The following is a 20,851-nucleotide window of genomic DNA, read 5'->3' on the forward strand; positions in this document are numbered from 1 at the left end:
TGCCCGGGAGCATTGTGGTACATTATCCTACTTTCACGGCAATTCTTTCACAAGCATTGTTCAGATACCCACCAGGGTTCCAGGCCGGTGCCAGCATTGGTTGCGCAACGCCGGTTTCGTCGGTGGCTTTCACCCATATTTCATAATATCCGTTAGTCGGAAATTTAATATGGGTATTCCAATGCTGCCACGCCAGGCGGTTCACCGGCGCTTCGAGTTTACATTCTTTCCAGGTAGCCCCGAAATCAATCGAAACCTCTACTTTTTTAACGGAATGGTCTCCCGCCCACGCGTGTCCGCGCAATGCGAGCTCCTTCCCCGGGTCGATCATCGCACCGGTCTTGGGATAGGTGATCAACGATTTCACCGGCATGGATTCGATGATTTTGTAATATTCATCGGTAGCTGGAATTTCAGTACCAGGCGCTACCGGGTTGCGGGGCAGTTTGTAGCTGTGGCCTTCCATTTTAGGGCCGTCGTGTACCTTGTTCCGTACCGAAATGCCGCTCAGCCACTTCCCGGAAACCGAAGCAGGCCAGCCACCGATCACGAGCCGGAGCGGGTAACCGTGGAACTCGGGAATATCTTTTCCATTCATCTGCCATGCAATAAGCGTCTCGTCTTCCATGGCTTTCGCAATGGGCACGCCGCGTGAGATCGCTTCTTTTTTTGGATCGCGGCTCAGGTGGAGGTCTTTGCCGTGGTAACCTATATATACGGCATCGCTTTGAATGCCTACGTCATTCAAAATGTCTTTCAGCCGTACGCCCGTCCATTGTGCGCAATGCACTGCACCCTGGCCCCATTGATTACCCGATGCCTGCGGCTGATAGCCCGAACGACCGTTTCCGCCGCATTCCAGCACCAGCTGATAAGTATATTGTTTGAATTTCTTTTTGAGGTCGGCCAATGTGTAGGTCTTAGGTGCTTTCACCGACTCGCCGTCGATTGTCAGCGTCCAGTTGGCTGCATCTATTTTTTCCGGAACAAGACCGTTGTTACGGATGAACATATTTTCGACCGGTGTTATACGGTCGTCGAGTAAATGTACCGGCGTTTCCACGTTCCAGGGTCTATCGCCCTGCACGATCATTTCCGCATTCTTGCCTTTCAACGCATCTTTCTCATCGAGGAAAATAGGACGGTACCCGGCGGGCATCCGGTTAGCAAAAACGATCTGGCTGCCCATTGCTGTAACTAGTGCCGTGAGGCTCCCTTTTCTGAGAAAATCTCTTCTGTTTAATTCGGAATTCATTAACTGGTTCAGGAAAACTTGTAAAACATTATTTCCAAATTTACATAAACCGAGCGGCTTAAACCATTATTTCGGGCCAAATCGGGTTGTTTACCTATAAAAAAGAGGCTACCGTTGCCGGTAACCTCCTGATTCATAATAGTGTGTAGTAGGGCACTCTGAGCCATAGCTCTTTGAAAAGTGCATGTATAAGCCTAACAGGGAAAGTTTACGTTATCGGTGCGATTATTTTTTGATGAATGGCCCGGCAATTGCGAGTACCGCCTCCTTGGTCAGCGGCTCATCAAACGCCTCGGTAATGGCGGCATCGCTCTTGGAAGCGAGTCCTTTGAGGTTTACTCCGCCTTGCGTCATGTTATCTTCGCCGGCGTAGATGGCGGCTACTGCGCCTTCCTTGCCTGTGATCCATCCTTTCATCGCTGTGTTGCCCAACAAGGTGGCAGCAAGCCGCCTCGCCACAGCTGCGTGCCGCGCCTCGATGGAATGCACTTGCAATGCGTATTCGAGAATCTGCGGGTCGGCGATTAACGCACCCGCCTGGCCCTTGTAGGCACGTACGCCCGTATCTTCAAGCGCACTCGACACGGTTACAAACGTTTTGTAGTTGGTAAATACATCGCCGAATGCACCGCCGTACTGGAAATCGAAAGTTGGCTTTGCAATGGCTTTGCTCCCGAGCGCTTTCACCAGAAATGCCACGTGCTGCGTTTCGTGTTTACCGATTTGCATGAAAATGGCCTTGTCGGATGCCGGAATGAGGTTTGCAGCCGCATTGCCGGCTTTGTAAAACTCGTCTTCGAGGTATTCCAGCGTCAGGGCATAATTCAGCACGTCCACGGCGGCTGCCGACTGTGCGAATGCCTTGTTGACGATTGCCGCGAATGTGGTAGGGATTGCCGCCGAGGCCAACTTGCTTCCTATTTTGTTCATAAAGTGGCGGCGCGACGCGTATTCGAGTCTCCCGACTGCATCACCGTCAATTTGCTGAAACTGATGTATGATTTTGAAAATATCCATTGTCTCTGATCCTGTTAGTGTGAATGATTATTTACCTACGTTGGCACCGGTGATGGTATCCTTCACGTAGCCCTTAACTGCCGCGAGAATGTCGGCAGGCGCGATGGCCTTATCCATTCCGTTGGCGTCGATGATGTCGTCTCCGGCAAAATCGGCGGATTTCGGGTTGATCAGGTCACGGATAACGGCCGCGTGACGGGCCTCCACGGAGACGATCTTGCCTGCAAGCAAAAGGTAATTCGGATCTTTGATGAGCTTTCCGGCGCCATTGTAGGCGGCTACGCCGGTGTCTTCGAATAATTTGGCAGCCCCAAGAACGGCCTCTTTTTTGGTGAAGTCGATGGCGGCGAAGTTAGGGGTTAGTCCCTTGATAGCCTTGTCACCCAATGCAGCCTTGAAGAAGTCCCGATGAATGATCTCGTGGTCGCGGATGTCGGTCAGGATGGCTTTTTCTGCGTCGGTGATACCATTGTAAGGCGTTTGTACCACTTGTGTGTAAAACGCGGCTTCGAGTTGTTCCAGCGCATATGCGTAATTGAGCACACCAATGTCACCCGAGCCGAGATCGACGGTGTCGCCAGCGCCGGGAATCATCGGGTCGTCATCATCGTCGTTGCAACCCGCAGCGATCACGATGGTACCCAACGATGTGGCTAATCCTGCCGAGCGCAGAAAGAGTCGCCTGTTAACAAGTGAGGTAATTTCCCCTTCTCCATTGCGGGAGGTGTTCTTCGTTTTCGTGTGTTTGTTCATAGCAATAAAAGGTTATTGAGCCACTCCCCGTATGTCGGAAGAGTTTTGACAGACCTACGTGGGATGGATCGCTTTAGATCGGGCTTTGAGAAAAAGGAGGAAGGAGGAAGTTGAAATGGGGTGGGTTTAAAAACGCAAAAAGAGTCCCGGGTGGGGACTCTTGATGTTTCAGACTAACCGATGGAATTCTTAAATAACGTTGAGTAAATAATGCCTGAGATATAATTCAATATATGAATGTATAGCGTTAAGTCTCTGGTGGTGTGTAGTAGTTATGCTACTTATTGCAGATAAATAATTACTACGCAAATATAAGACAATATGTTCCGAACAAAACAATAATGGGTAAAAAAATTTGAATTTTTTTTAGTTTGGGTAATAAGATCCGTGTATGTGGTCAAAGTGATTATTAAATTTCACATAACTGATGTGAAATTCCACAACCTGAGGCATAGCTCCCGTTCCGTCTGGCTACATAGTTGCGAGGTAAAATTGGTTAATATCTGATTATCAACTTTTTTTGTAGCATATTTCCATTGGCACGAATATCTCTTTCAGTTTACGTTAAAAATTAAATGCCCGATCCATCATGCGAATAATCCCGACAACCTTTGCCCTCTTGCTAGCAGTAGTGACCCCGGATGCTGAGGCAGTCGTACAATCTCTTGCGGATGTGGCCGTTATTGCCGAACATAGCAAGGTTGCCGTGCGCCCGGAAGACCTTCCGGAGGCTGTTAAAAGTACCTTGTCCGGCTCCTATGCCGAATGGAAAGTAACCAGCGCATACCTGGTCACGCGGGACGATAACTCACAGTATTACGAAGTAAATATCAAACGAGCGGAAGAAACATCTACACTTAATCTGGACAAGTACGGGAAGAAAATCGACTAGTAAAAGGCCATTCCCGGCGTCTGACAGGCTCATAATGAAAAGCCGGAGACTTCTCCGGCTTTTTGGTGTTTGTTTTTTGTACTTTTACATAATACCCACTCGTTTAATAGTATTTATTTTTCTTAGAAATAGTATCACCCATGGCTCATCTGCTCCTCGTTGAAGACGATTCTACATTTTCAAAGTTGCTCACCAATTTCCTCGGCAAGCATGGTCATCAGGTAAAAGTTTGTACAAACATAAAAGAGGCGAGAGAAGCACTCGGAAAGAGTAATTCCGACGGGCCGTTTGAAGTGCTGATGCTCGATTACCGTCTGCCGGATGGTAATTCCGTAGATTTTCTCAAAACGCTCAGAAGCGAAGGAAACCGTACCCCGGCCTTTATCATGACCAGTTTTCACGATGTGAGGACTGCTGTAACCGCCATGCAAATCGGGGCTTTCGATTATATCACCAAGCCGGTGAATCCGGAAGAACTGCTTATGGTACTCAGGGAAGCGCTGAACAAAGGAGAGGTGACGAGCGTGAAGACTGCGCCGAAAGCCAAAAATAGTTCCAAGACGGAGAAACAATCACTTGATTATATCGAAGGTAAAAGCAAAGTTGCCAAACAACTTTTCGAATATGTGCGCCTGGTGGCACCAACAGATATGTCGGTGATTATCCAGGGAGAAAGCGGTACCGGCAAGGAGCATGTGGCGAAGTCGATTCACCGCCTCAGCAAGCGCGCCGACGGGCCGTTCGTAGCGATCGACTGTGGTTCGTTGTCGAAAGACCTGGCAGCCAGTGAACTTTTCGGTCATAAAAAAGGGGCATTTACCGGTGCATTGCAGGATAAGATTGGGCAGTTCGAAGCGGCAGATGGCGGTACGCTATTCCTCGATGAGATCGGAAACCTGAGCTACGATGTGCAGATCAAGCTGCTCCGCGCATTACAAGAGCGTATTATCGTTCCGATTGGCAGTACTCAGCAGGTGAAAGTAGATGTGCGCCTCATTGCAGCGACAAATGAGGACCTGATTTCCAGCGCAGCAGCAGGTGATTTCCGCGAAGACCTTTATCACCGTTTGAATGAATTTAAAATCGAAGTGCCTGCATTGCGCAAGCGCGGCGAAGACCTGCCGATTTTTGTCCAGCATTTTGTGGATAAAGCCAATGAAGAGCTCGACCGCAATGTGCGGGAGCTTTCGAAAGAGGTCATGGATGTTTTTCAGAAGTACGACTGGCCCGGTAACCTCCGTGAGCTGAACAATGTGATCAAGCGCCTGGTGCTATTGTCCAAAGAAGAAGTGGCTACATTAAGTGCATTGCCGTCGGAAATGATTACCGCTATGGAAGACCAGCAGAAACCTGCTCCCGGTTCTGACTTGAAGGCATTGCAGGAGACGCATGAGAAAGAAATGATCGAAAAGGTATTGCAGGAAGTGCGCTACAACAAAAGCAAAGCGGCCAAATTATTGAATATCGATCGCAAGACTTTGTATTATAAAATCGAAAAATATCATATCGAGTAAGAGAGCGCTTTTTCCTCTACTTGCTCAATCACTGACGCAGCGTCATTCACGACCTGCGTCATTTCTTTTTCCGAGACTTCCGCAGCGTTCTCACGCAATGCGATTTCCAGGTTCCTGAACCTTGCCGACAGGTCACGGGCGCCGATTTGCCCGGTGCGGCCGGCCATGCGGTGCATCAGTTCTTGTGTATAATCGGGCTCGTTGGCAGTAATATGCTGCCGGAGCGACTCAATATCGGCGCGGGAATCTTTCACAAACTGGTCGAGGATTTCACGCAACAGGCTTTCGTCGCCGAAAGTCATTTCGGTGAGCATCGTGAAATCAAAATCCAGGTTGTGAGCTGTGCAGCCGTTTTCCGGCTTCGCCTCTGCGGGTATAACCGCGGGAGAATCTCTTTCCGGTGCCGAGGACGATTCGAGTAATTCCAGCAGATCTCTGGAATGGAAAGGTTTCATCAGGTAACCGTCGAAACCCATACTCAGTAGTTTTTTGCGTTCCTCCGGCAATGCCTGAGCAGTGAGAACGAAGAATTTTACATCCTCTGGTGCCGATTTGCGGAGGCGCTTCACAAGCTCGGCCCCATTCATGCCCGACATGCGCATATCCGTGAGCACGAATTTGACCTCATCATTCCATGGCCGGCTCAGCACCTCCTCAGCCGAGGAGAATGCAGCATGCTGAATGCCGTTCATTTCGAGTACCGAAGAGCACCATTTGAGAATAAAGGCATCGTCGTCTACGAGCCAGACTTTACCATTAATCCGATAGTTCCGTTCCGGCGCTTCTTCTGTCAATTCCAGTGTGTCTGCCTTTTTCATACTGGTGGTGACAAAAAAAGTCGTGCCTTCTCCCGGCTTACTGGTGACATGGATACTACCCGACATGCCTTCTACCAACGCCTTTACAATGCTGAGGCCGAGTCCTGTACCGCCATAACGACGCTGAATGGAGGGATCGGCCTGCTCGAATTGGTTAAAAATGCGTTCTGTTTGCTCTTTCGACAGTCCGATACCTGTATCGGAAATCTGGTATTCGATTTTAACAAGATTACCGCTTTCATGACCAGCTACTTTGAGGACTACTTCGCCGTTCTCGGTGAACTTTATTGCATTAGTCAGCAAATTGTACAGTACCTGCCGCAGTCGGAAAGGGTCGCCGTGCAGGTACAGGTTGGGTTTCAGGGAGTTTTCGAGCCTCAATACCAAACCTTTGGATATGGCATTCGGCCTGAGTACCTGTACTACCTCATTCAGGAGTGAATTAATAGAAAATACCCTGTCCTCGAATGTAAAGCGGTCGGAAATGATGCGGCTGTAATCGAGCACTTCGTTAACAAGGTATAGCAAGTGCTCCGAGGCCGAATGCAGCGTTTCGAGGTCTTGCTTCCGCGGTTTCTCTTCGTTTTTCAATGCTTCCGCATAGCCGATGATCGATTGCAGGGGGGTGCGGATCTCATGGCTCATGTTAGCCAGGAACCGTTGTTTGGCCATGCTGTGGTATTCGGCTTCTTCTTTGGCTTCTTCGAGCTGCTGGCGGTAATCGTTGCTTTTGGTAATGTCTGTGAAAATGAAGTAGGCCATTACTGCTGTCAGGAAAAAGAAACCCAGCATGATCCATTCAAGATAATTCACGCTACCCTCCACCATGCTCTTCGCCTTGGTGTTGTTTTTATTGGAATCCTGCATTACGTCCCGTTGAACATCCTGCATAACACCCAGCAGTTGCTTTACAAGGGAGTTGCCGGCCGTTGCCAGCTCCTGCTCCCTGTCGACGAATGTTACCGCCCGTTTTTTCTGTGATTTTTCGATGGCGTGAACGGCCTCGCCTACTTTTTCGATTGTGCTGTCCTTTTTGGCCACGCGGATCGTGTCTACCTGTACATTCACTTCCTGTTTCTGCACCAGTTTTGTCGGTTCTTTGGCTGGTGCCTGGTTCTTTTTATTTCCACGGAATACCCTGCTGAGAAAGCCTTTTTTGGTGCTGGCTTTCTGGCTGGTGTCGGGTACTTCGGTGTAAACAGTGGTCGTAGTCGTACGTTTTTCGGTTTTCACCACCGTGCTGTCTGGTTTGACTGTCTTCGTGGTAATCAATCCGGAAATTGATTTAACCTCGTCTTCCAGTGCTTTGTTGCTCACCAGTTTGGACCGCACCTTCACATAGTCGCCATAGATCTTCTCGCGTTCTTTGAGGATCTTCTTCATGGAATCGATCCGGATTACCTGCAACGGGTCTTCCAGGCTAAGATAACTGAGGGTATCGAGCGTGGCGATCAATTCCACCGATTGGGCAAGTACCTCGTCGTTGAGTTCTTCCCCTTTCAGCTTTCGTTCGTTCTGAAGGTGATCGAGCGTAAGGATGTCCTGAAATATCTTATTAACCAGCCGCATCTTGTCATCCGGAGTGGAGAGCGTATCCAGCGTGGTGAGCATATTGTCGAATGCCAGCTTGCTGGTTACCCAGGATGCAGCCAGGGCGAGAGAGGCAATGAAAAAGCCTACAACGACTTTTCCTTTTACCGAATTCAAGAAAGACGGGCCACGCAGCGTAAACATAGTTTTAGTTACATTCAATTACAACTAACGCATTTTCAAGGATAAAACGTGCGATTTGTACTGCATTAGTCTGGTTCGCAATGTGAAGATAATGCATTAAAATGTATTCTGAACAGGCTGATCGTCAACTAAAAAAGGCTGCCTCCGATCTGGAAGCAGCCTTTTGGACTAACGCCGGGCCGGGCCCGGTACCATTACAATTATTTCGCAAGTGAATTGATCCACGCCGCGATTTTAGCCGCTTCGGCCTTAGGAACCTGGGGCATTGGCGCCATTGGCGTAGCGTAGTCAGGCCAGTTTTCAGGCTTCGGCGCGTAAATCAGCTCTACGATCTTCTCGTTGCTGTATTTGCGTTTCGCAACGTCAGCGTAAGAAGGTCCTACTACCTTTTTGTCCGGCGCGTGGCAAGCAAGGCAGGTGTTTTTCGCCAGCAATGGCTTCACTTCTTCCCAGGTTGGCGCTTTGGCTGCTGCCCCGGCTTTTGCAGGGGTTGCTTTGCCTTTACCATCCGGAGAAACGTGTTCTTTCGTAGGTTCAGCCGAAACAGATGCCTGCGCTTTGCCCGAACGGGTAGTTTTCAGGTCGGAAACTTTCAATCTTTCGCCGTCGGGAATGTTGTTGAGCGTGTAATACGCATCCGGGTGTACGAGCGACCAGCTGTTTGAAGCCGAGCGAACGCCTTCCAAAGAGATTTTGTGTACGTAATATTGACGCATTCCTTCGAGCACGATACGCACTTTCTTGTTGTCATCGGATACCTTCACACCGGTAATTTTCACATCTTCCAGGTTGATTTGCGGGCTACCGTAAACTGGGTAATGCTTGTACAGGTAGCTGCTCACTTTGTAAGAATCCAGATCTTCCGCCGATTTACGGTCAACCGGCATAGTGAATTCGATTTCGAAACCGTCAGGCTGTGCTTTCACAGTGTACATTTCAAAAGGCATTTTGCCATTCCATACCAAACGCTGCAAGCCCTGGTTGGCATCACCGGCTGAGCCCCAACCCCGGTTGGTTTCGCCTACGAACATCGATCCGTCCTTATCGAACGCCATACGCAACACACCCGACTGGAATCCGCTACGGAAACCGATACTAGCGCCCTGATATTCTCCTTTTACTTTTTCCAAAACAACACGCATAATGTTGCTTTGTCCCTGGTCGCCTACGAAAACCTGGCCTGTAAATGGCCCGAAGTTCCCTTTGGTATCGTCGAGGATCAATTCAGAGGTAGAAACGCCGTGTACGCCATAAGGCAACCATACAGCCGGAAGCTGTACCATGTCGTATTTCTGTTTCAATTGGTACAGGAACTGTGGTTCTTCTCCCAATGTATTTTCAGGCTTGATCGCGCGCCCTTGCTCGTTGCGGTGCTGGCGGTTGTCGCGCTCTGCGAAGAATTGCTTTTCAGTCAGTTTTACAGGAGAGTTAGGCAATCCGGCCCATTTCAATCCTGCCGGGTGACCCATGAAGCCACCTTTTTTTACCTGGAAAATCGCACCGGTACCCATCCAGTCGCCCTGGTTGTCGGTGTAGAACAGCTCGCCGTTCAGCATGCTGATACCCGCAGGGGAGCGCACGCCGGTTGCGTAGGGTTCGTATTTGCCGTCGTTGGTGATGTGGAAAATCCAGCCACGACCTGGAACGCGGCTTTCGCCTCTCCACCATTCTTCGTCACCGAATGCAACGTTACCACTCACGAAGAAACTGCCATCCGGAGCCAGTTTAGGACCGAACGAGTATTCGTGGTAGTGACCTGAAAGCGGCCATGCATACACGGTTTCGTAAACATCAGCCTTGCCGTCGCCGTTTTTGTCAACGAGCTTGGTCAATTCACCACGCTGTGCGCAGTACAATGCGCCTTCTTTGTAAGCCAGACCAAGGATTTCGTGCAAACCGGTCGCGAACTTGCGGAAGTACGGCGTACGGCTGGTAGGGTTATCCACGATCCAGACCTCACCACGGCGGGTTGAAATCGCCAGGGAGCCATTTGGCATCGTTGTCAAACCACCTACTTCAAGGATAATGCCTTCGGGAATCGGTGGGGTGACGATCTTGTAAAAATCTTCTTCTTTCGGAGACTCCTGCGCTTTCAGCGTAGACAGGGAGGCCAAAAGAGCAAATGCTATATGAGCAAGTTTTTTCATTGTTCAATCAGGAATAATAAGGTTTAAATCAGAACAGGATAGAATACTTCACTTCGCCGTTGGTGACAGGCACGATGAGTTCCTGCTCGCCTTTGGCACCTCTGATTTCTGGTTTAAGTTTCTTGTCGGCCAGCTGGATGTAGTACGATTTGTCGTCTACCGCGTAAAGTCCTTCCGAGATTTTTTCGATAGATGCACCATCAGCCAGACGTGCTACGAGGTCTTTGGCAGGGTTATTCACCTTCACAATGCGCTCGAAGTACTGGTTGTTCACGACAGAAACGTAGTCGGTGATGGAAGAACCGAATGCCTGGTACTGGAATGTAGGAACATCCGAATCGTCGAGTACGTAACCTTTCGGACGGTAACCGCTGCCGGTTGTGTCCGCTTCCCATTTAGATTTCCCTGATTTACCCAGGAACATATCGTCGCCAAGCAACGTCACGCTGCCGCGCGGGCGCGAAGAACCGTCGCCGCGGTCGTGCCACATAGGGGTAGCATCGAGGAATTCGCCACGCCAAACTTGCAGGATCGCGCCTTTGTCGAGGTCATAGGTATAATGCAGGCTCGCCGGGCTACCTACCGAAATCGCGTGAACCACGCGTGTTCTTTTCGCTTTTTCATCCTTGCGGAAATCCATGAAAGAGCGGGTAATGGTGTTGGTAGATGCCTGGATCAGGATCGGGTCGGTAGAACCGCCGCCCATCGCCGAGCTTTTCGAATGGAAAGCGATTTCACGGAAGCCTGGTCCACTTACCCAAAGCCCCAATACCGGACGCATCCAGCCATCTCTCTTGTTGTTAAAAAATTCGAGCTTATGGTCGCCTGCGGTCAGGTTCACTTTGCCCACACGGAATTCATTGTTCGATTTCCACTCTGGCTTGATCACATCCTTACCGTCAATTTTCAGGTAAGCATTACCCGAAGCCTGCAAACGGAAAGTGTATTCACCTTCGCTGGCTGCATTCAGCCGGCCGTTGTAAACGAAGGAGTAATTGTTGTTTTCTTTCAAAATCTCCCAGTTAAGCGATTCCGATTTGCCGGTTTCAGCAGGAGTGAGTTTTGAAAGGTCTTCGGTTTCCGATAGACCACCGTAATACGTTTTATAGGTCAGTTCGGAAAGAGTCGCCGGTTTCTTGTCAAAATTGTTAACTACAATATTGCGGATCGCCAGTGAACCGTGGTCACCCTGGATGCGGATCGGGCCCATTGGCACGTCCTCAGCCGTGAGTGAACCCCGGGTAGGGCCGCTAACTTCTACGTTCTCATGAATTGTCACACCATTCAGTACCACTGAAAGGAATACCGCATTCGCAATTTTCTTACCGCTGGCGTCGAAACGGGGAGCCTGGTAGGAGATTTTGATATGCTGCCACAAACCTGGCGCTTTGGCCACGTTGAAACGCGGTGCATATCCTTCGTAGCCTTTTTCGCCTTCCGGCTTGGAGTCGTTCCAGCGCTCGTAAATACCACCGCAGTCGTTGTATTTAGCGCCTTTTTTACCCCAGCTGTCGAAAAGCTGTACTTCGTAGTTGCCTTGCAGATAGATTCCCGAGTTGGAACCTTTGCTCATCATGAAATCCAGTTCAAGGTCGAGATCGCCGTGTTTGAAGTTGGAAATCAGTTCATAGTCGCTGCCATACTTGCCTTTTTCGTGGAGGCAGGCCAGCACACCTTTACCTGGGCTGGTTAGCAGCGCGTTTTCCTTGGTGAGATCGGCCGATGCATTGCCGACGATTTTCCAGTCACTGGACTTGGTCGTAAAAGCACTGAGGTCGTTGAGGGGAATAGGCTGCTGGGCGTAGGCGGTGTGCATGGCAAAAGCCGCTACCCCAGAGGCGATTAATTGAAAAAGTGAACGGTTGGTTTTAGACATACTTGCAGTAAGCTTAGTCGGTTTTAGATTAGCAATCCAGGCTACGAATGCCTTTAGCCCTGCAAATTACGTGATAAGAATCGGGAAAATTACATTTATATAGATGAGAATCCTTTTTGTTGTTGCTTTTTCCTTAATGTTGTGTTTTGATACTATTTCAAAGAGTTTTTAGACTAAAACGGTTACCTTTCAAATGAAAAAATTGATGCTTACCGCGTTCAGCATGGCTGCTGCCTTTGCCGCACACGCGCAATTGCAGCCTGCGAAGCAAACTCCTGAGTCCAGCGAATTGTGGAATCCTGTTCCCCGCGTGGTGACGCCCGGTAAAGGTTCTTCGGCGGTTTCAGGCTTCACAGCCCCTTCCGATGCGATCGTCCTGTTCGATGGTAAGAACCTCGACCAGTGGGTTTCAGGAAAAGACGGTAAATCGGCCGCTCCCTGGACCGTGGCCGACGGCGCCATGACCGTAGCCCCTAAATCAGGCGACATCCAAACCAAGCAAACATTCGGTGACTACCAACTGCACATCGAATGGAGGACCCCTGCAAAAGTGGATGGAAACGGACAAGGCCGTGGTAACAGTGGTATTTTCATGCAGGGAATCTACGAACTGCAAGTGCTTGACAGCTACAACAACCCGACCTATTCCAACGGTCAGGCTGGCTCGATCTACAAGCAAACAATGCCGCTTGTAAATGCATCGGTGGGCCCGGGTGAATGGCAGACCTATGATGTGATCTATACCCAGCCGCATTTCAACAAAGACGGCCAGATGACACATCCGCCATACATTACCGTTATCCATAACGGTGTATTGGTTCAAAACCACACCGCAATCCAGGGGACTACTCCTTACATCGGCCAACCGACGATCGAGCCGCACGGAAAAGGCCCTATCAAGTTGCAGGACCACAACAACACGACCAGCTTCCGCAATATCTGGATCCGCGAGTTGTAGGATTCGAAAGACATAGAATGCCGAAACGGGCTGCTTCAAATTAGAGGCAGCCCGTTTTAATTTATGACCCACCAGCGTAATTAAAATCTGGTCACTGGCACATAATGCCGGCATATTAGTTTTAAGCCTAAATGATTGGAAACATAGATTAGGTCTTTTCTGTTTTCATTTATATTCGCTTTCAATGTCACCCCAAAACCGTTGCCATGCAGGAGATAGAACCCTATTATAATTGGGAAAAGCATTATGTGGCCAGCCACGACGAGCGTTCGCCCTTCTATGGCCGTACCTATAACCTGGATTATTACGAAAATGCGATCTACGGCTACTACATCCACCCGTTGTGGGATGATATCGGGTCGGAAACGCTGTATGTGAAAATCCTGTTTGCAGATTACAATAAGCACTTTGTGATCATCGAAATGTTCGGGGAATGGAACGACGCGCTGCATAACGACATCATGTTTTTCAAAAGGCAGGTCATTGACCCGCTAACGAACCAGGGCATTAACCAGTTTATATTACTGGGCGAAAATGTGCTCGATTTTCACGGAGGCAATGAGGACGACTATTATGCAGAATGGTTTGACGACGTGGAGGACGGCTGGATTGTCGCGATTAATTTCCGCGAGCATGTGGAAGAGCAGTGGAAGAAGTACCGGCTCGATTATTATATCAATTTCGGTGGTACGCTGCACCTCAATAACTGGCGCACATTGCAGCCGGAGCCATTTTATGGATTGGTTAAAAATTTGATGGTTAGAAGGTTAACCTAGTACAAAGCTGCGGGTATTGCTTGCAACCTTGGTAACTCCTTTGTAGCTTACGCATTCATCGTATCAACTGTTCTTACCTTAAAACCTCATTTCCCATGGCCGAGAATACCGAACCTACACCAGAAGATGCAAAAGAATCGCTGGAAAATAAAGTTGAAGAACTCAAAACCACTGCTGCCGATGCCAAAGATGCAATTGTGGAAGAGGCGCAGGAAGTGAAGAATGAAGCTACCGAAGCAGTGAAAGAAGAAGTGGCTGCAGTAGAGACGAAAGCCGAGGAAGCCGCCGATGGCATTAAGACCGAAGTTTACGAAACGATCGACGACCTGAAAGCGCAGGCCGAGACCAAGGCAGCGGCTGCAGGGGAAGCAGTAGAGGACGTGAAAGAAGAGGCTGCGGCTAAGGTAGATGCTGTAAAAGAGGAAGTTGTGGAAAAAGCCGAGGAGGTGCAATCCGGTTTCGCAGCGAAACTCGCGGGACTGACAGATGCAGCAGCAGAGAAATTCGGGGACTTGAAAGAGGCCGCCGCGGATAAGTTTGAAGATATTAAGGAAGTTGCCTCGGAGAAGTTCGAGGATATTAAAGTGGCCGCAGCAGACAAGTATGAGGATATCAGGGAGGATGCGGCCGAAGCATTTGAAGATGCAAAAGAGGCCGCTTCCGAGAAGCTGGCCGAAGCGCAGGCCAAGGCTGCTGAACTGAAAGCGAAGGCAGCGGAGGAAATAGCGGAGTTGAAGGAGGAAGCCTCGGAGAAGGTCGTCGAGACGAAAACCAAGGCGAAGGGATTCTGGGCGCGGCTCTTCGGCAAATAGGCCCTTAAAAGATGATTGGACCCGGCCCTTTTCGATAGGCCGGGTTTTTTATGCAATGCTTCTATTCTATCAAAATCGCTTCTAATGTCACAGCAAGCTTTCGCTCTTCCCTACCGTCATCCGTTTGCGACGGATGATCAATACAAAAAATCGGTGGCCTACTTTTCGATGGAATTTGCTGTCGATCAGGCTTTAAAAATTTACTCGGGCGGTTTGGGCTTCCTCGCGGGCTCACATATGCGCAGCGTGTACGCGCTCAAACAGAACCTGATCGGTATCGGAATGCTGTGGAAATATGGCTACTACGACCAGGGCCGTAAGAAAGACGGCAGTATGGAGCCGGAGTTCCGGGAGAAAATGTATTCCTACCTGGTCGATACCCGGATCCGCTTTCAGATACCCATCATGGGCAAAAACGTTTGGGTGGCCGCCTATTACCTCGACCCGGAAACGTTCGGTTCGGCGCCAATATTTCTGCTTACAACCGATACCGACGGCAACGACGAGTCGACGCGGGCGATCAGCTATTCGCTGTATGATTCCGACGTAACCTATAAAGTGGCGCAATGCATGGTGCTCGGTATCGGTGGTGCACGGCTGCTCGAAGCGCTGCAATACGAGCCGGAAGTATACCATTTGAACGAGGCACACGCCGTTTCAGCCCTTTTCCATTTGTATAAGAAATATAAAAAAGTCGCCGAGGTACAGAAGCGGGTTGTTTTTACGACGCATACGCCGGAAGAGGCTGGTAACGAAAAACATGACATTCACTTTCTGGAGCAGCTGGGCTTTTTCTCCGGTATCGACCTCGAAACGGTGGGGAAGATCAGCGGAATAGGGGATAGCGTGTTCAACCACTCATTGGCCGCATTGCGCCTGAGCCGCAAAGCGAACGGCGTTTCGAAACTGCATGGGGAGGTCTCCCGGAAAATGTGGAAATCGCATCCCAAAATTGCGCCGATCGGCCACATTACCAATGCGCAGAACAATGCCTACTGGGTTGACCCCGTCTTGGAAAAGGCCAGGCTTGGAAAGGATATCGACGCGATCGTTGCACGTAAAAAGGAGTTGAAAAGGACATTGTTCAAGACCGTTGCCGATCAGAGCGGAAAGCTGTTCGACCCGGATGTGCTCACGATCGTGTGGGCGCGACGGTTTGCAGCCTACAAGCGGCCGGATATGCTCGTCTGGGACCTCGAAAGGTTTAAAAAGATTATGGAGAATGCGAAACAGCCGGTGCAGGTGATATGGGCCGGTAAACCATATCCGAAAGATGAAGGAGCGATTGCGACGTTTAACCATCTCTTCTATTTGAGCCATTTGTTTCCCAATATGGCTGTGCTGACCGGCTACGAACTGGCATTGTCCAAGCTGCTCAAAGACGGTGCCGATATCTGGCTCAACACGCCTGTCGTGACGCGGGAGGCCTCCGGTACCAGCGGTATGACGGCGGCAATGAACGCTGCATTGAACCTGTCCACATTCGATGGTTGGATTTGCGAGTTCGCAAGGGACGGGCACAACGCATTTCTGCTACCGGTTGCCCAGGGAGAGGATATCAATAAGCAGGATTGTGATAATCTGATGAAAACCCTGCAAAGCACGGTGATCCCGACTTACTACAATGCACCTAAGAAGTGGCAAAGGATGATTTTGAACAGTATGAACGACGTTTCCGGACCGTTCAATTCCGACAGAATGGCGCGGGAGTATTATGAATTGCTGTATAGTTAAATTTTAGTCCGCAGGAAAGTGGCGGCCGGCAGTTAATCCCGATGAATCTATCCGGTGAAAATTGATTGTTGGCCGCCGTGTAGCCTTGGCAGCAAATCGTTATATTTGAAATAGCATTATTGAAAGACTTCCAAAGACATCGTTAAGTTATGGACACGCCTGTTACATTCATTGTGGGAGATATCATGAGCGAGGACGAATTCTTCCGTTTTTGCCAGATGAACGATACGCTCAGTTTTGAACGGGACAGCGAAGGCAACATTATCTTTATGTCACCTGCTGGATGTTTTTCAGATAGTTTCAATGCCGACATTCTCGGCCTTTTTAGCTCATGGTTGCGTGAGAATAAGATATCCGGAAAGGCATTCGGCCCATCGGCAGGCTTCACGCTTCCGAACGGGGCAGTCCGTTCCCCGGATGTTGCCTGGGTGAGCCGTGAAAAATGGGATGCTTTATCTAGAAATGATAAAGAGCGATTTTCTCCAATGTGCCCCGATTTCGCAATTGAAATCCGTTCAAAATCTGATAGTCTTATTTATCTGCAAAACAAAATGCAGGAATATCTGGCCAATGGCTGCCGACTCGCCTGGTTGATCGACCGGTATGGAAAGAAGGTGTATGTTTACGAACCTGGACGTGCCATTGTCGAATATTCAAGTCTTGAAATCCAACTTTCAGGAGAACCGCTTTTTCCTGGCTTTGTATTGAATCTGGCTGAAATAGAAAAATAAAAATGCCACGAAGGCACGAAGAAACACGAAGCGTATTCGTGTTTCTTCGTGCCTTCGTGGCATTAAAACTTTAAATCTGTCCCGCCAAAATCTCGATCCCTTCCCGAAACGAATGCGGCTCGTACCCCAGCACATTCCTCGATTTGGTTAGATTAAAACCGGTTCTAGGCGGCCTGCGGGCAGGCTGCGTGAATGCCGATGCATCCGTAGGGGAAATCAAAGAAGCATCGAGTCCAAAGTAATCGGCAGTAGCGAGCGCCATTTCGTAGGGAGTCAGGAAATCCTTGCCGGAAATGTGGTAAATGCCTTTCGCCTCCTGGTCCGCGATCAGGAAGCAGCCCATGGCCAGGTCTTCGGCTAGCGTAGGCGTGCGGAATTGGTCGGTTACCACTTTGATAGCCTTGCCTTCCTCCAATGATTTTTTTACCCAAAGGATGATGTTGCTCCGGCTCATGTCGTGCGCGATCCCGTACACGAGGACTGTGCGGGCAATGGCCCACTCAATGTCCGAAGATTTGACGGCCTTTTCGGCTGCGTACTTGCTCCATCCGTAAAAACTAATAGGATTCGGAATGTCTTCTTCCCGGTAAGGCCCCGAAGTGCCGTCGAAAATGAAGTCGGTAGAGACATGTTCCAGAAAGATCTGGTATTTCGCACAGGCTGCTACCAGCGTCTCGGTTGCGGTGACATTCAGCTTCCAGCAGGCGTCTTTTTCCGCTTCGCATTGGTCCACATTCGTCATTGCGGCGGTGTGGATCAGCACATTGGGGCGCTCTGCGTCAAGTATCCGATCAACCGCATCCGGGTCGGTGATGTCCATTTCGACATAGCGATATCCCTTGCTGAATGGCAACCTGTTTCCGCCCCTGGCCGTGGCAACTGTTTCAATGTGTGCTTTTGAAACCAGCAGTTCCACCAGTTTTTGCCCCAGTAACCCGTTGGAGCCAGTGATCAGGATTTTTTTCTTTTCCAATTTAAGCTTCGTATTTCCAGCCGTATTTGCGGGTAATCTTTTTCTTTTTCATCTTCTTGACAGACACTTTCATCAAAATGTCCTTTTCGGGGCGGTCGCGCTCGTCTTTCTCCACTGAGGCGATCTTGTCAATTACGTCCATACCGTCAATCAACTGGCCGAAAACGGTATATGCACCATCCAGGTGCGGTGTGCCGCCGATGGTCTCGTACACTTTCTTCTGAGCGTCCGTCAGCTTGCGTGCTGCGCGAGCAGATTGCTTTTCGAGGTCGGCCTTGCTCCATTTGCGGCCTTCCACAATATAAAACTGGCATCCGCTGGACTCTTTTTGAGGGTTGTTATCGCGCGCAGCAGCCAATGCACCCTTTTGATGGAATAGTTTTCCATTGAATTCGGCAGGTATCTTATAGCCGTTGTCGCCGCGGCCCAGCATTTCGTCGGGCTTTGCATTACGGGAATTGGGGTCGCCGCCCTGGATCATGAAGTCGTCGATGACGCGGTGGAAAAGGAGCCCGTTATAGAATTTGTCCTTGGCGAGTTTTATGAAATTGGCCTTGTGCTTCGGCGTTTCGTCGAAAAGAATGAAGCGCATCGTGCCCTTGTCGGTAGCGATGGTGATCACCTCGTCTTTTTTGGAAGATTTTTGCGCACAAACATTCAGTGCAATAAGGCACAACGCGCCCAGGATAATTGATCTTTTGGTCTTCATAGGTGTTATTTGGCGGCCAGAACGTTTTTGTCGGCCGGGAAGAATTGAAATTTCAGTCCATAATCTTTCCCTTCCGAAACATCCTCCATGTCCATCCTGATCGTCTTGCTGTTCCAGGTGATCTTTTTGGTTTCTTCTTTCGGGGAAGCATAGATCTCACTAAAATACTGTTTGCTGGCATTCCAGAGCTGTTTCGTAGCATCCGGACTGTTCAGGTAAACGTCGATCGTGATCTTGTTCACCTTCTTTTCGGGTGTCAGAAAATACTGCACGTCGATGGTTTCCAGTTGCGCCGTTTCCGAAGTGTATCCCAGATGGTCGGGTGTTTCTTCAAACATCTCGAAGGTTTCGGTGGCCTTCACTTTGGCAACTGCATCACCAAATGCAATTCCTCTCAGGACTACACCAGCCGGATTCTGCTCGGCTGGCCCGAGGATCGTTTTCAACAGTGCCGACTGGTCGCTGTTCAGGTCAGCAGGAGCAGCTTCGTGCAGGACTACCGAGTCTGCCGCCGCCTCGGTTTTTTCGTTTGTTTTAGTGTCGCAAGCCGAAGCGAGTAATGCCATCGCCAGCAATGCGATTCCGTTTTTCAGCGTATTCATAATCGTAGAGGTTGTGTCATGCGGTTAATTAAAGTTGAGAAATTATCGTGCCTTGTAACTAGTTCGATTGTGGGTCAATTGCAATTTATACATATTTAACACTTCCGGAACTCCGGTTAAAACTCTCTTGCGAGGTTAAAAAAGAACCGGCGTTCGCCCAAGCCGTTCAGGGTAACATTGAAGCGTGCGACGATATTATAGAATGTCACCACGTCCAGGCCCGCCCCGGCACCATACAATGTCGAGTTGCCCAATTTGGTATTGCTGAATTCCGGATAGCTGTTTTTGACATAACCTGCATCCGCAAAAGTGTTGATATAGGCCGCCAGCGGAATGGTGTTGAATTGTCTCACAGGTATGAATGAAAAATGCTTTTGGATCGAGAAAAGCCTGTATTTCAATTCATTCTTGATCAATGCATAGTCCTGCCCGTCGATCACATAGAGCTCATACCCGCGGACGAGATCGTTGCGATAGCCCAGGCCCACGGTTTGGGTGTAAGGCTGGCGCTTTGGAAACGATACTCGTCCCCGGACATTGGTGTTGAAAAACCATTTCTTGCCAAGCGGAATGAATTTACGATAGGATCCGTAGAGGTACAGCGTGTTGACGTCGTCGGAAGGCAGGAGTCCGGTTTTGGAAATTTGTAACCCGGCAGTCTGGCCCTGCAATGCATACTGCGCATTGTCACGCTTGTCGTAGCTGTACGTGTAGGTCAATTGGAAATAGCGTTGCCGTTTATCCCCATTCAAAAGGTAATTGGGGTTGAGCTTTGCTACCGTGTCGGAGATAGTAAGGTAACTCCACCGGAGGTCCACCGAATGGAATGTATAATACTTGTTACGTCGCGTCAGACTCACGTAGGTGTAGAACCGTTCCCGGTTGATTTCCTCGCTGCTGAGGTATTGCAGCTTGTCGCGCCAGGTTCTGAACGCGGTATTTTTATTAATTGAATACGACGTTCCGACGGTAATTCCCGTCTTCTGTGCTTTGTCGATGTATGGCAACGTATACGCTAGTTCGAACTTGGGAATGAAGCCGAATTCAGCCAGGAAACGGAGCTTGTCGGCCCGTCCTGTCACATTACCGTAACTAAGGTATACGCCGTAAGTGGTTCGGGAAAGATCCCGCTTGCGTTCGTACCACCACTCGTTGAAATTTCGGTCGGCGAGCTGGAAAACCGGGAGCATAATAAAATACCAGCGTTCCTTCACCACAATGCGTATGTCGGTATGAACCGAGTCTGGATTCGGTTTGGTCAGGAGGTCAACGGTGACGAACAGGTTGGTATTAATCACCTTCCTGCGGTCAATTTCGAGCTTTTCCCGGAGCGTTTCGGTCGTAAGTGAATCGCCCCGCTGGATCGCCATTTCGCGCATGATGATGCCTGTACGAGTACGATGGTTCCCTTCCACCGTAATGTCGCCTACGATCACATTGCCGGCACTGTCGGCAACGACCGTCTGGCCGGAGGCGAAAGGGGAAAAAAACAGGATAAAAAGCAGAAAGTAAATCTCCTGACAGCACTTCTTAGGGTTCATTCTTCACGG

Annotated in this window: 17 protein-coding genes; 7 read left to right on the forward strand and 10 right to left on the reverse strand. The window is 49.6% G+C overall.

Translation table 11 applies throughout. The features are described 5' to 3' along the window. Positions 1-22: 22 nt before the first annotated feature. The 3 genes from ACQ4MZ_RS00125 to ACQ4MZ_RS00135 all read right to left on the reverse strand — a co-directional run bounded on the left by ACQ4MZ_RS00125 (position 23) and on the right by ACQ4MZ_RS00135 (position 3,025). Positions 23-1,255, reverse strand: a complete 1,233-nt coding sequence (locus ACQ4MZ_RS00125) for a sulfite oxidase (RefSeq protein ID WP_430841739.1) — start codon at positions 1,253-1,255, stop codon at positions 23-25. Positions 1,256-1,480: 225 nt separating this feature from the next. Further along, positions 1,481-2,272, reverse strand: a complete 792-nt coding sequence (locus ACQ4MZ_RS00130; protein WP_430841741.1) for a ferritin-like domain-containing protein — start codon at positions 2,270-2,272, stop codon at positions 1,481-1,483. A 27-nt stretch (positions 2,273-2,299) separates the two neighbouring features. Next, the gene (locus tag ACQ4MZ_RS00135) at positions 2,300-3,025 is read right to left on the reverse strand and encodes a ferritin-like domain-containing protein (RefSeq protein ID WP_430841743.1); all 726 of its coding nucleotides are present in this window, start codon (positions 3,023-3,025) and stop codon (positions 2,300-2,302) included. Positions 3,026-3,614: 589 nt separating this feature from the next. On the opposite strand from ACQ4MZ_RS00135, the gene ACQ4MZ_RS00140 reads away from it, so the two are divergent. Together ACQ4MZ_RS00140 and ACQ4MZ_RS00145 are read left to right on the forward strand one after the other, a co-directional pair. Beyond that, on the forward strand, positions 3,615-3,917 hold the full coding sequence (locus ACQ4MZ_RS00140; protein ID WP_430841745.1) for a hypothetical protein: 303 nt from the start codon (positions 3,615-3,617) through the stop codon (positions 3,915-3,917). A gap of 140 nt (positions 3,918-4,057) precedes the next feature. After that, positions 4,058-5,431: a sigma-54-dependent transcriptional regulator gene (locus ACQ4MZ_RS00145; RefSeq protein ID WP_430841747.1), complete on the forward strand. Its 1,374-nt coding sequence runs from the start codon at positions 4,058-4,060 to the stop codon at positions 5,429-5,431. Here the strand turns inward: ACQ4MZ_RS00145 and ACQ4MZ_RS00150 are convergent. The 3 genes from ACQ4MZ_RS00150 to ACQ4MZ_RS00160 all read right to left on the reverse strand — a co-directional run bounded on the left by ACQ4MZ_RS00150 (position 5,419) and on the right by ACQ4MZ_RS00160 (position 12,006). Beyond that, entirely contained in the window at positions 5,419-7,983 is a 2,565-nt protein-coding gene (locus ACQ4MZ_RS00150; RefSeq protein ID WP_430841749.1) for an ATP-binding response regulator, read from the reverse strand. The two genes, ACQ4MZ_RS00145 and ACQ4MZ_RS00150, sit on opposite strands and share 13 nt — an antisense overlap. 200 nt (positions 7,984-8,183) lie before the next feature. Continuing rightward, positions 8,184-10,130, reverse strand: a complete 1,947-nt coding sequence (locus ACQ4MZ_RS00155) for a c-type cytochrome (RefSeq protein ID WP_430841751.1) — start codon at positions 10,128-10,130, stop codon at positions 8,184-8,186. A gap of 28 nt (positions 10,131-10,158) precedes the next feature. Beyond that, positions 10,159-12,006 carry a family 16 glycoside hydrolase gene (locus ACQ4MZ_RS00160; RefSeq protein WP_430841753.1) on the reverse strand — a complete coding sequence of 616 codons (1,848 nt, stop codon included), beginning with the start codon at positions 12,004-12,006 and terminating at the stop codon, positions 10,159-10,161. A 193-nt stretch (positions 12,007-12,199) separates the two neighbouring features. On the opposite strand from ACQ4MZ_RS00160, the gene ACQ4MZ_RS00165 reads away from it, so the two are divergent. The 5 genes from ACQ4MZ_RS00165 (at position 12,200) to ACQ4MZ_RS00185 (ending at position 17,017) form a co-directional block, all read left to right on the forward strand. After that, a complete protein-coding gene (locus ACQ4MZ_RS00165; protein ID WP_430841755.1) occupies positions 12,200-12,964 on the forward strand; it encodes a 3-keto-disaccharide hydrolase in 765 nt (254 codons plus the stop codon). Positions 12,965-13,170: 206 nt separating this feature from the next. Further along, the gene (locus ACQ4MZ_RS00170) at positions 13,171-13,740 is read left to right on the forward strand and encodes a hypothetical protein (RefSeq protein ID WP_430841757.1); all 570 of its coding nucleotides are present in this window, start codon (positions 13,171-13,173) and stop codon (positions 13,738-13,740) included. 95 nt (positions 13,741-13,835) lie between these two features. After that, positions 13,836-14,552, forward strand: a complete 717-nt coding sequence (locus tag ACQ4MZ_RS00175) for a hypothetical protein (RefSeq protein ID WP_430841759.1) — start codon at positions 13,836-13,838, stop codon at positions 14,550-14,552. 84 nt (positions 14,553-14,636) lie between these two features. Continuing rightward, positions 14,637-16,286: an alpha-glucan family phosphorylase gene (glgP, locus tag ACQ4MZ_RS00180; RefSeq protein WP_430841761.1), complete on the forward strand. Its 1,650-nt coding sequence runs from the start codon at positions 14,637-14,639 to the stop codon at positions 16,284-16,286. Positions 16,287-16,471: 185 nt separating this feature from the next. Next, a complete protein-coding gene (locus tag ACQ4MZ_RS00185; protein WP_430841763.1) occupies positions 16,472-17,017 on the forward strand; it encodes a Uma2 family endonuclease in 546 nt (181 codons plus the stop codon). A 70-nt stretch (positions 17,018-17,087) separates the two neighbouring features. On the opposite strand, the gene rfbD is transcribed toward ACQ4MZ_RS00185, so the two are convergent. The 4 genes from rfbD to ACQ4MZ_RS00205 all read right to left on the reverse strand — a co-directional run bounded on the left by rfbD (position 17,088) and on the right by ACQ4MZ_RS00205 (position 20,842). Beyond that, positions 17,088-17,990 (reverse strand): dTDP-4-dehydrorhamnose reductase, encoded by a 903-nt coding sequence (gene rfbD / locus ACQ4MZ_RS00190; protein WP_430841765.1) that lies wholly within the window; start codon positions 17,988-17,990, stop codon positions 17,088-17,090. Between the two features lies 1 nt (position 17,991). After that, positions 17,992-18,699 (reverse strand): peptidylprolyl isomerase, encoded by a 708-nt coding sequence (locus tag ACQ4MZ_RS00195; RefSeq protein WP_430841767.1) that lies wholly within the window; start codon positions 18,697-18,699, stop codon positions 17,992-17,994. A gap of 5 nt (positions 18,700-18,704) precedes the next feature. Then, the gene (locus ACQ4MZ_RS00200) at positions 18,705-19,301 is read right to left on the reverse strand and encodes a hypothetical protein (protein ID WP_430841769.1); all 597 of its coding nucleotides are present in this window, start codon (positions 19,299-19,301) and stop codon (positions 18,705-18,707) included. A 116-nt stretch (positions 19,302-19,417) separates the two neighbouring features. Next, a complete protein-coding gene (locus ACQ4MZ_RS00205; RefSeq protein WP_430841771.1) occupies positions 19,418-20,842 on the reverse strand; it encodes a BamA/TamA family outer membrane protein in 1,425 nt (474 codons plus the stop codon). Positions 20,843-20,851 lie beyond the last annotated feature (9 nt).

It is taken from the genome of Dyadobacter sp. BHUBP1, from assembly GCF_050587785.1.
Classification (GTDB): Bacteria; Bacteroidota; Bacteroidia; order Cytophagales; family Spirosomataceae; genus Dyadobacter.

Bases quoted from the DNA above. Each gene is read 5' to 3' on its own strand.
- ACQ4MZ_RS00125 (WP_430841739.1), bottom strand. From the start codon at position 1,255: ATGAATTCCGAATTAAACAGAAGAGATTTTCTCAGAAAAGGGAGCCTC.
- ACQ4MZ_RS00130 (WP_430841741.1), bottom strand. From the start codon at position 2,272: ATGGATATTTTCAAAATCATACATCAGTTTCAGCAAATTGACGGTGAT.
- ACQ4MZ_RS00135 (WP_430841743.1), bottom strand. From the start codon at position 3,025: ATGAACAAACACACGAAAACGAAGAACACCTCCCGCAATGGAGAAGGG.
- ACQ4MZ_RS00140 (WP_430841745.1), top strand. From the start codon at position 3,615: ATGCGAATAATCCCGACAACCTTTGCCCTCTTGCTAGCAGTAGTGACC.
- ACQ4MZ_RS00145 (WP_430841747.1), top strand. From the start codon at position 4,058: ATGGCTCATCTGCTCCTCGTTGAAGACGATTCTACATTTTCAAAGTTG.
- ACQ4MZ_RS00150 (WP_430841749.1), bottom strand. From the start codon at position 7,983: ATGTTTACGCTGCGTGGCCCGTCTTTCTTGAATTCGGTAAAAGGAAAA.
- ACQ4MZ_RS00155 (WP_430841751.1), bottom strand. From the start codon at position 10,130: ATGAAAAAACTTGCTCATATAGCATTTGCTCTTTTGGCCTCCCTGTCT.
- ACQ4MZ_RS00160 (WP_430841753.1), bottom strand. From the start codon at position 12,006: ATGTCTAAAACCAACCGTTCACTTTTTCAATTAATCGCCTCTGGGGTA.
- ACQ4MZ_RS00165 (WP_430841755.1), top strand. From the start codon at position 12,200: ATGAAAAAATTGATGCTTACCGCGTTCAGCATGGCTGCTGCCTTTGCC.
- ACQ4MZ_RS00170 (WP_430841757.1), top strand. From the start codon at position 13,171: ATGCAGGAGATAGAACCCTATTATAATTGGGAAAAGCATTATGTGGCC.
- ACQ4MZ_RS00175 (WP_430841759.1), top strand. From the start codon at position 13,836: ATGGCCGAGAATACCGAACCTACACCAGAAGATGCAAAAGAATCGCTG.
- glgP (WP_430841761.1), top strand. From the start codon at position 14,637: ATGTCACAGCAAGCTTTCGCTCTTCCCTACCGTCATCCGTTTGCGACG.
- ACQ4MZ_RS00185 (WP_430841763.1), top strand. From the start codon at position 16,472: ATGAGCGAGGACGAATTCTTCCGTTTTTGCCAGATGAACGATACGCTC.
- ACQ4MZ_RS00195 (WP_430841767.1), bottom strand. From the start codon at position 18,699: ATGAAGACCAAAAGATCAATTATCCTGGGCGCGTTGTGCCTTATTGCA.
- ACQ4MZ_RS00200 (WP_430841769.1), bottom strand. From the start codon at position 19,301: ATGAATACGCTGAAAAACGGAATCGCATTGCTGGCGATGGCATTACTC.
- ACQ4MZ_RS00205 (WP_430841771.1), bottom strand. From the start codon at position 20,842: ATGAACCCTAAGAAGTGCTGTCAGGAGATTTACTTTCTGCTTTTTATC.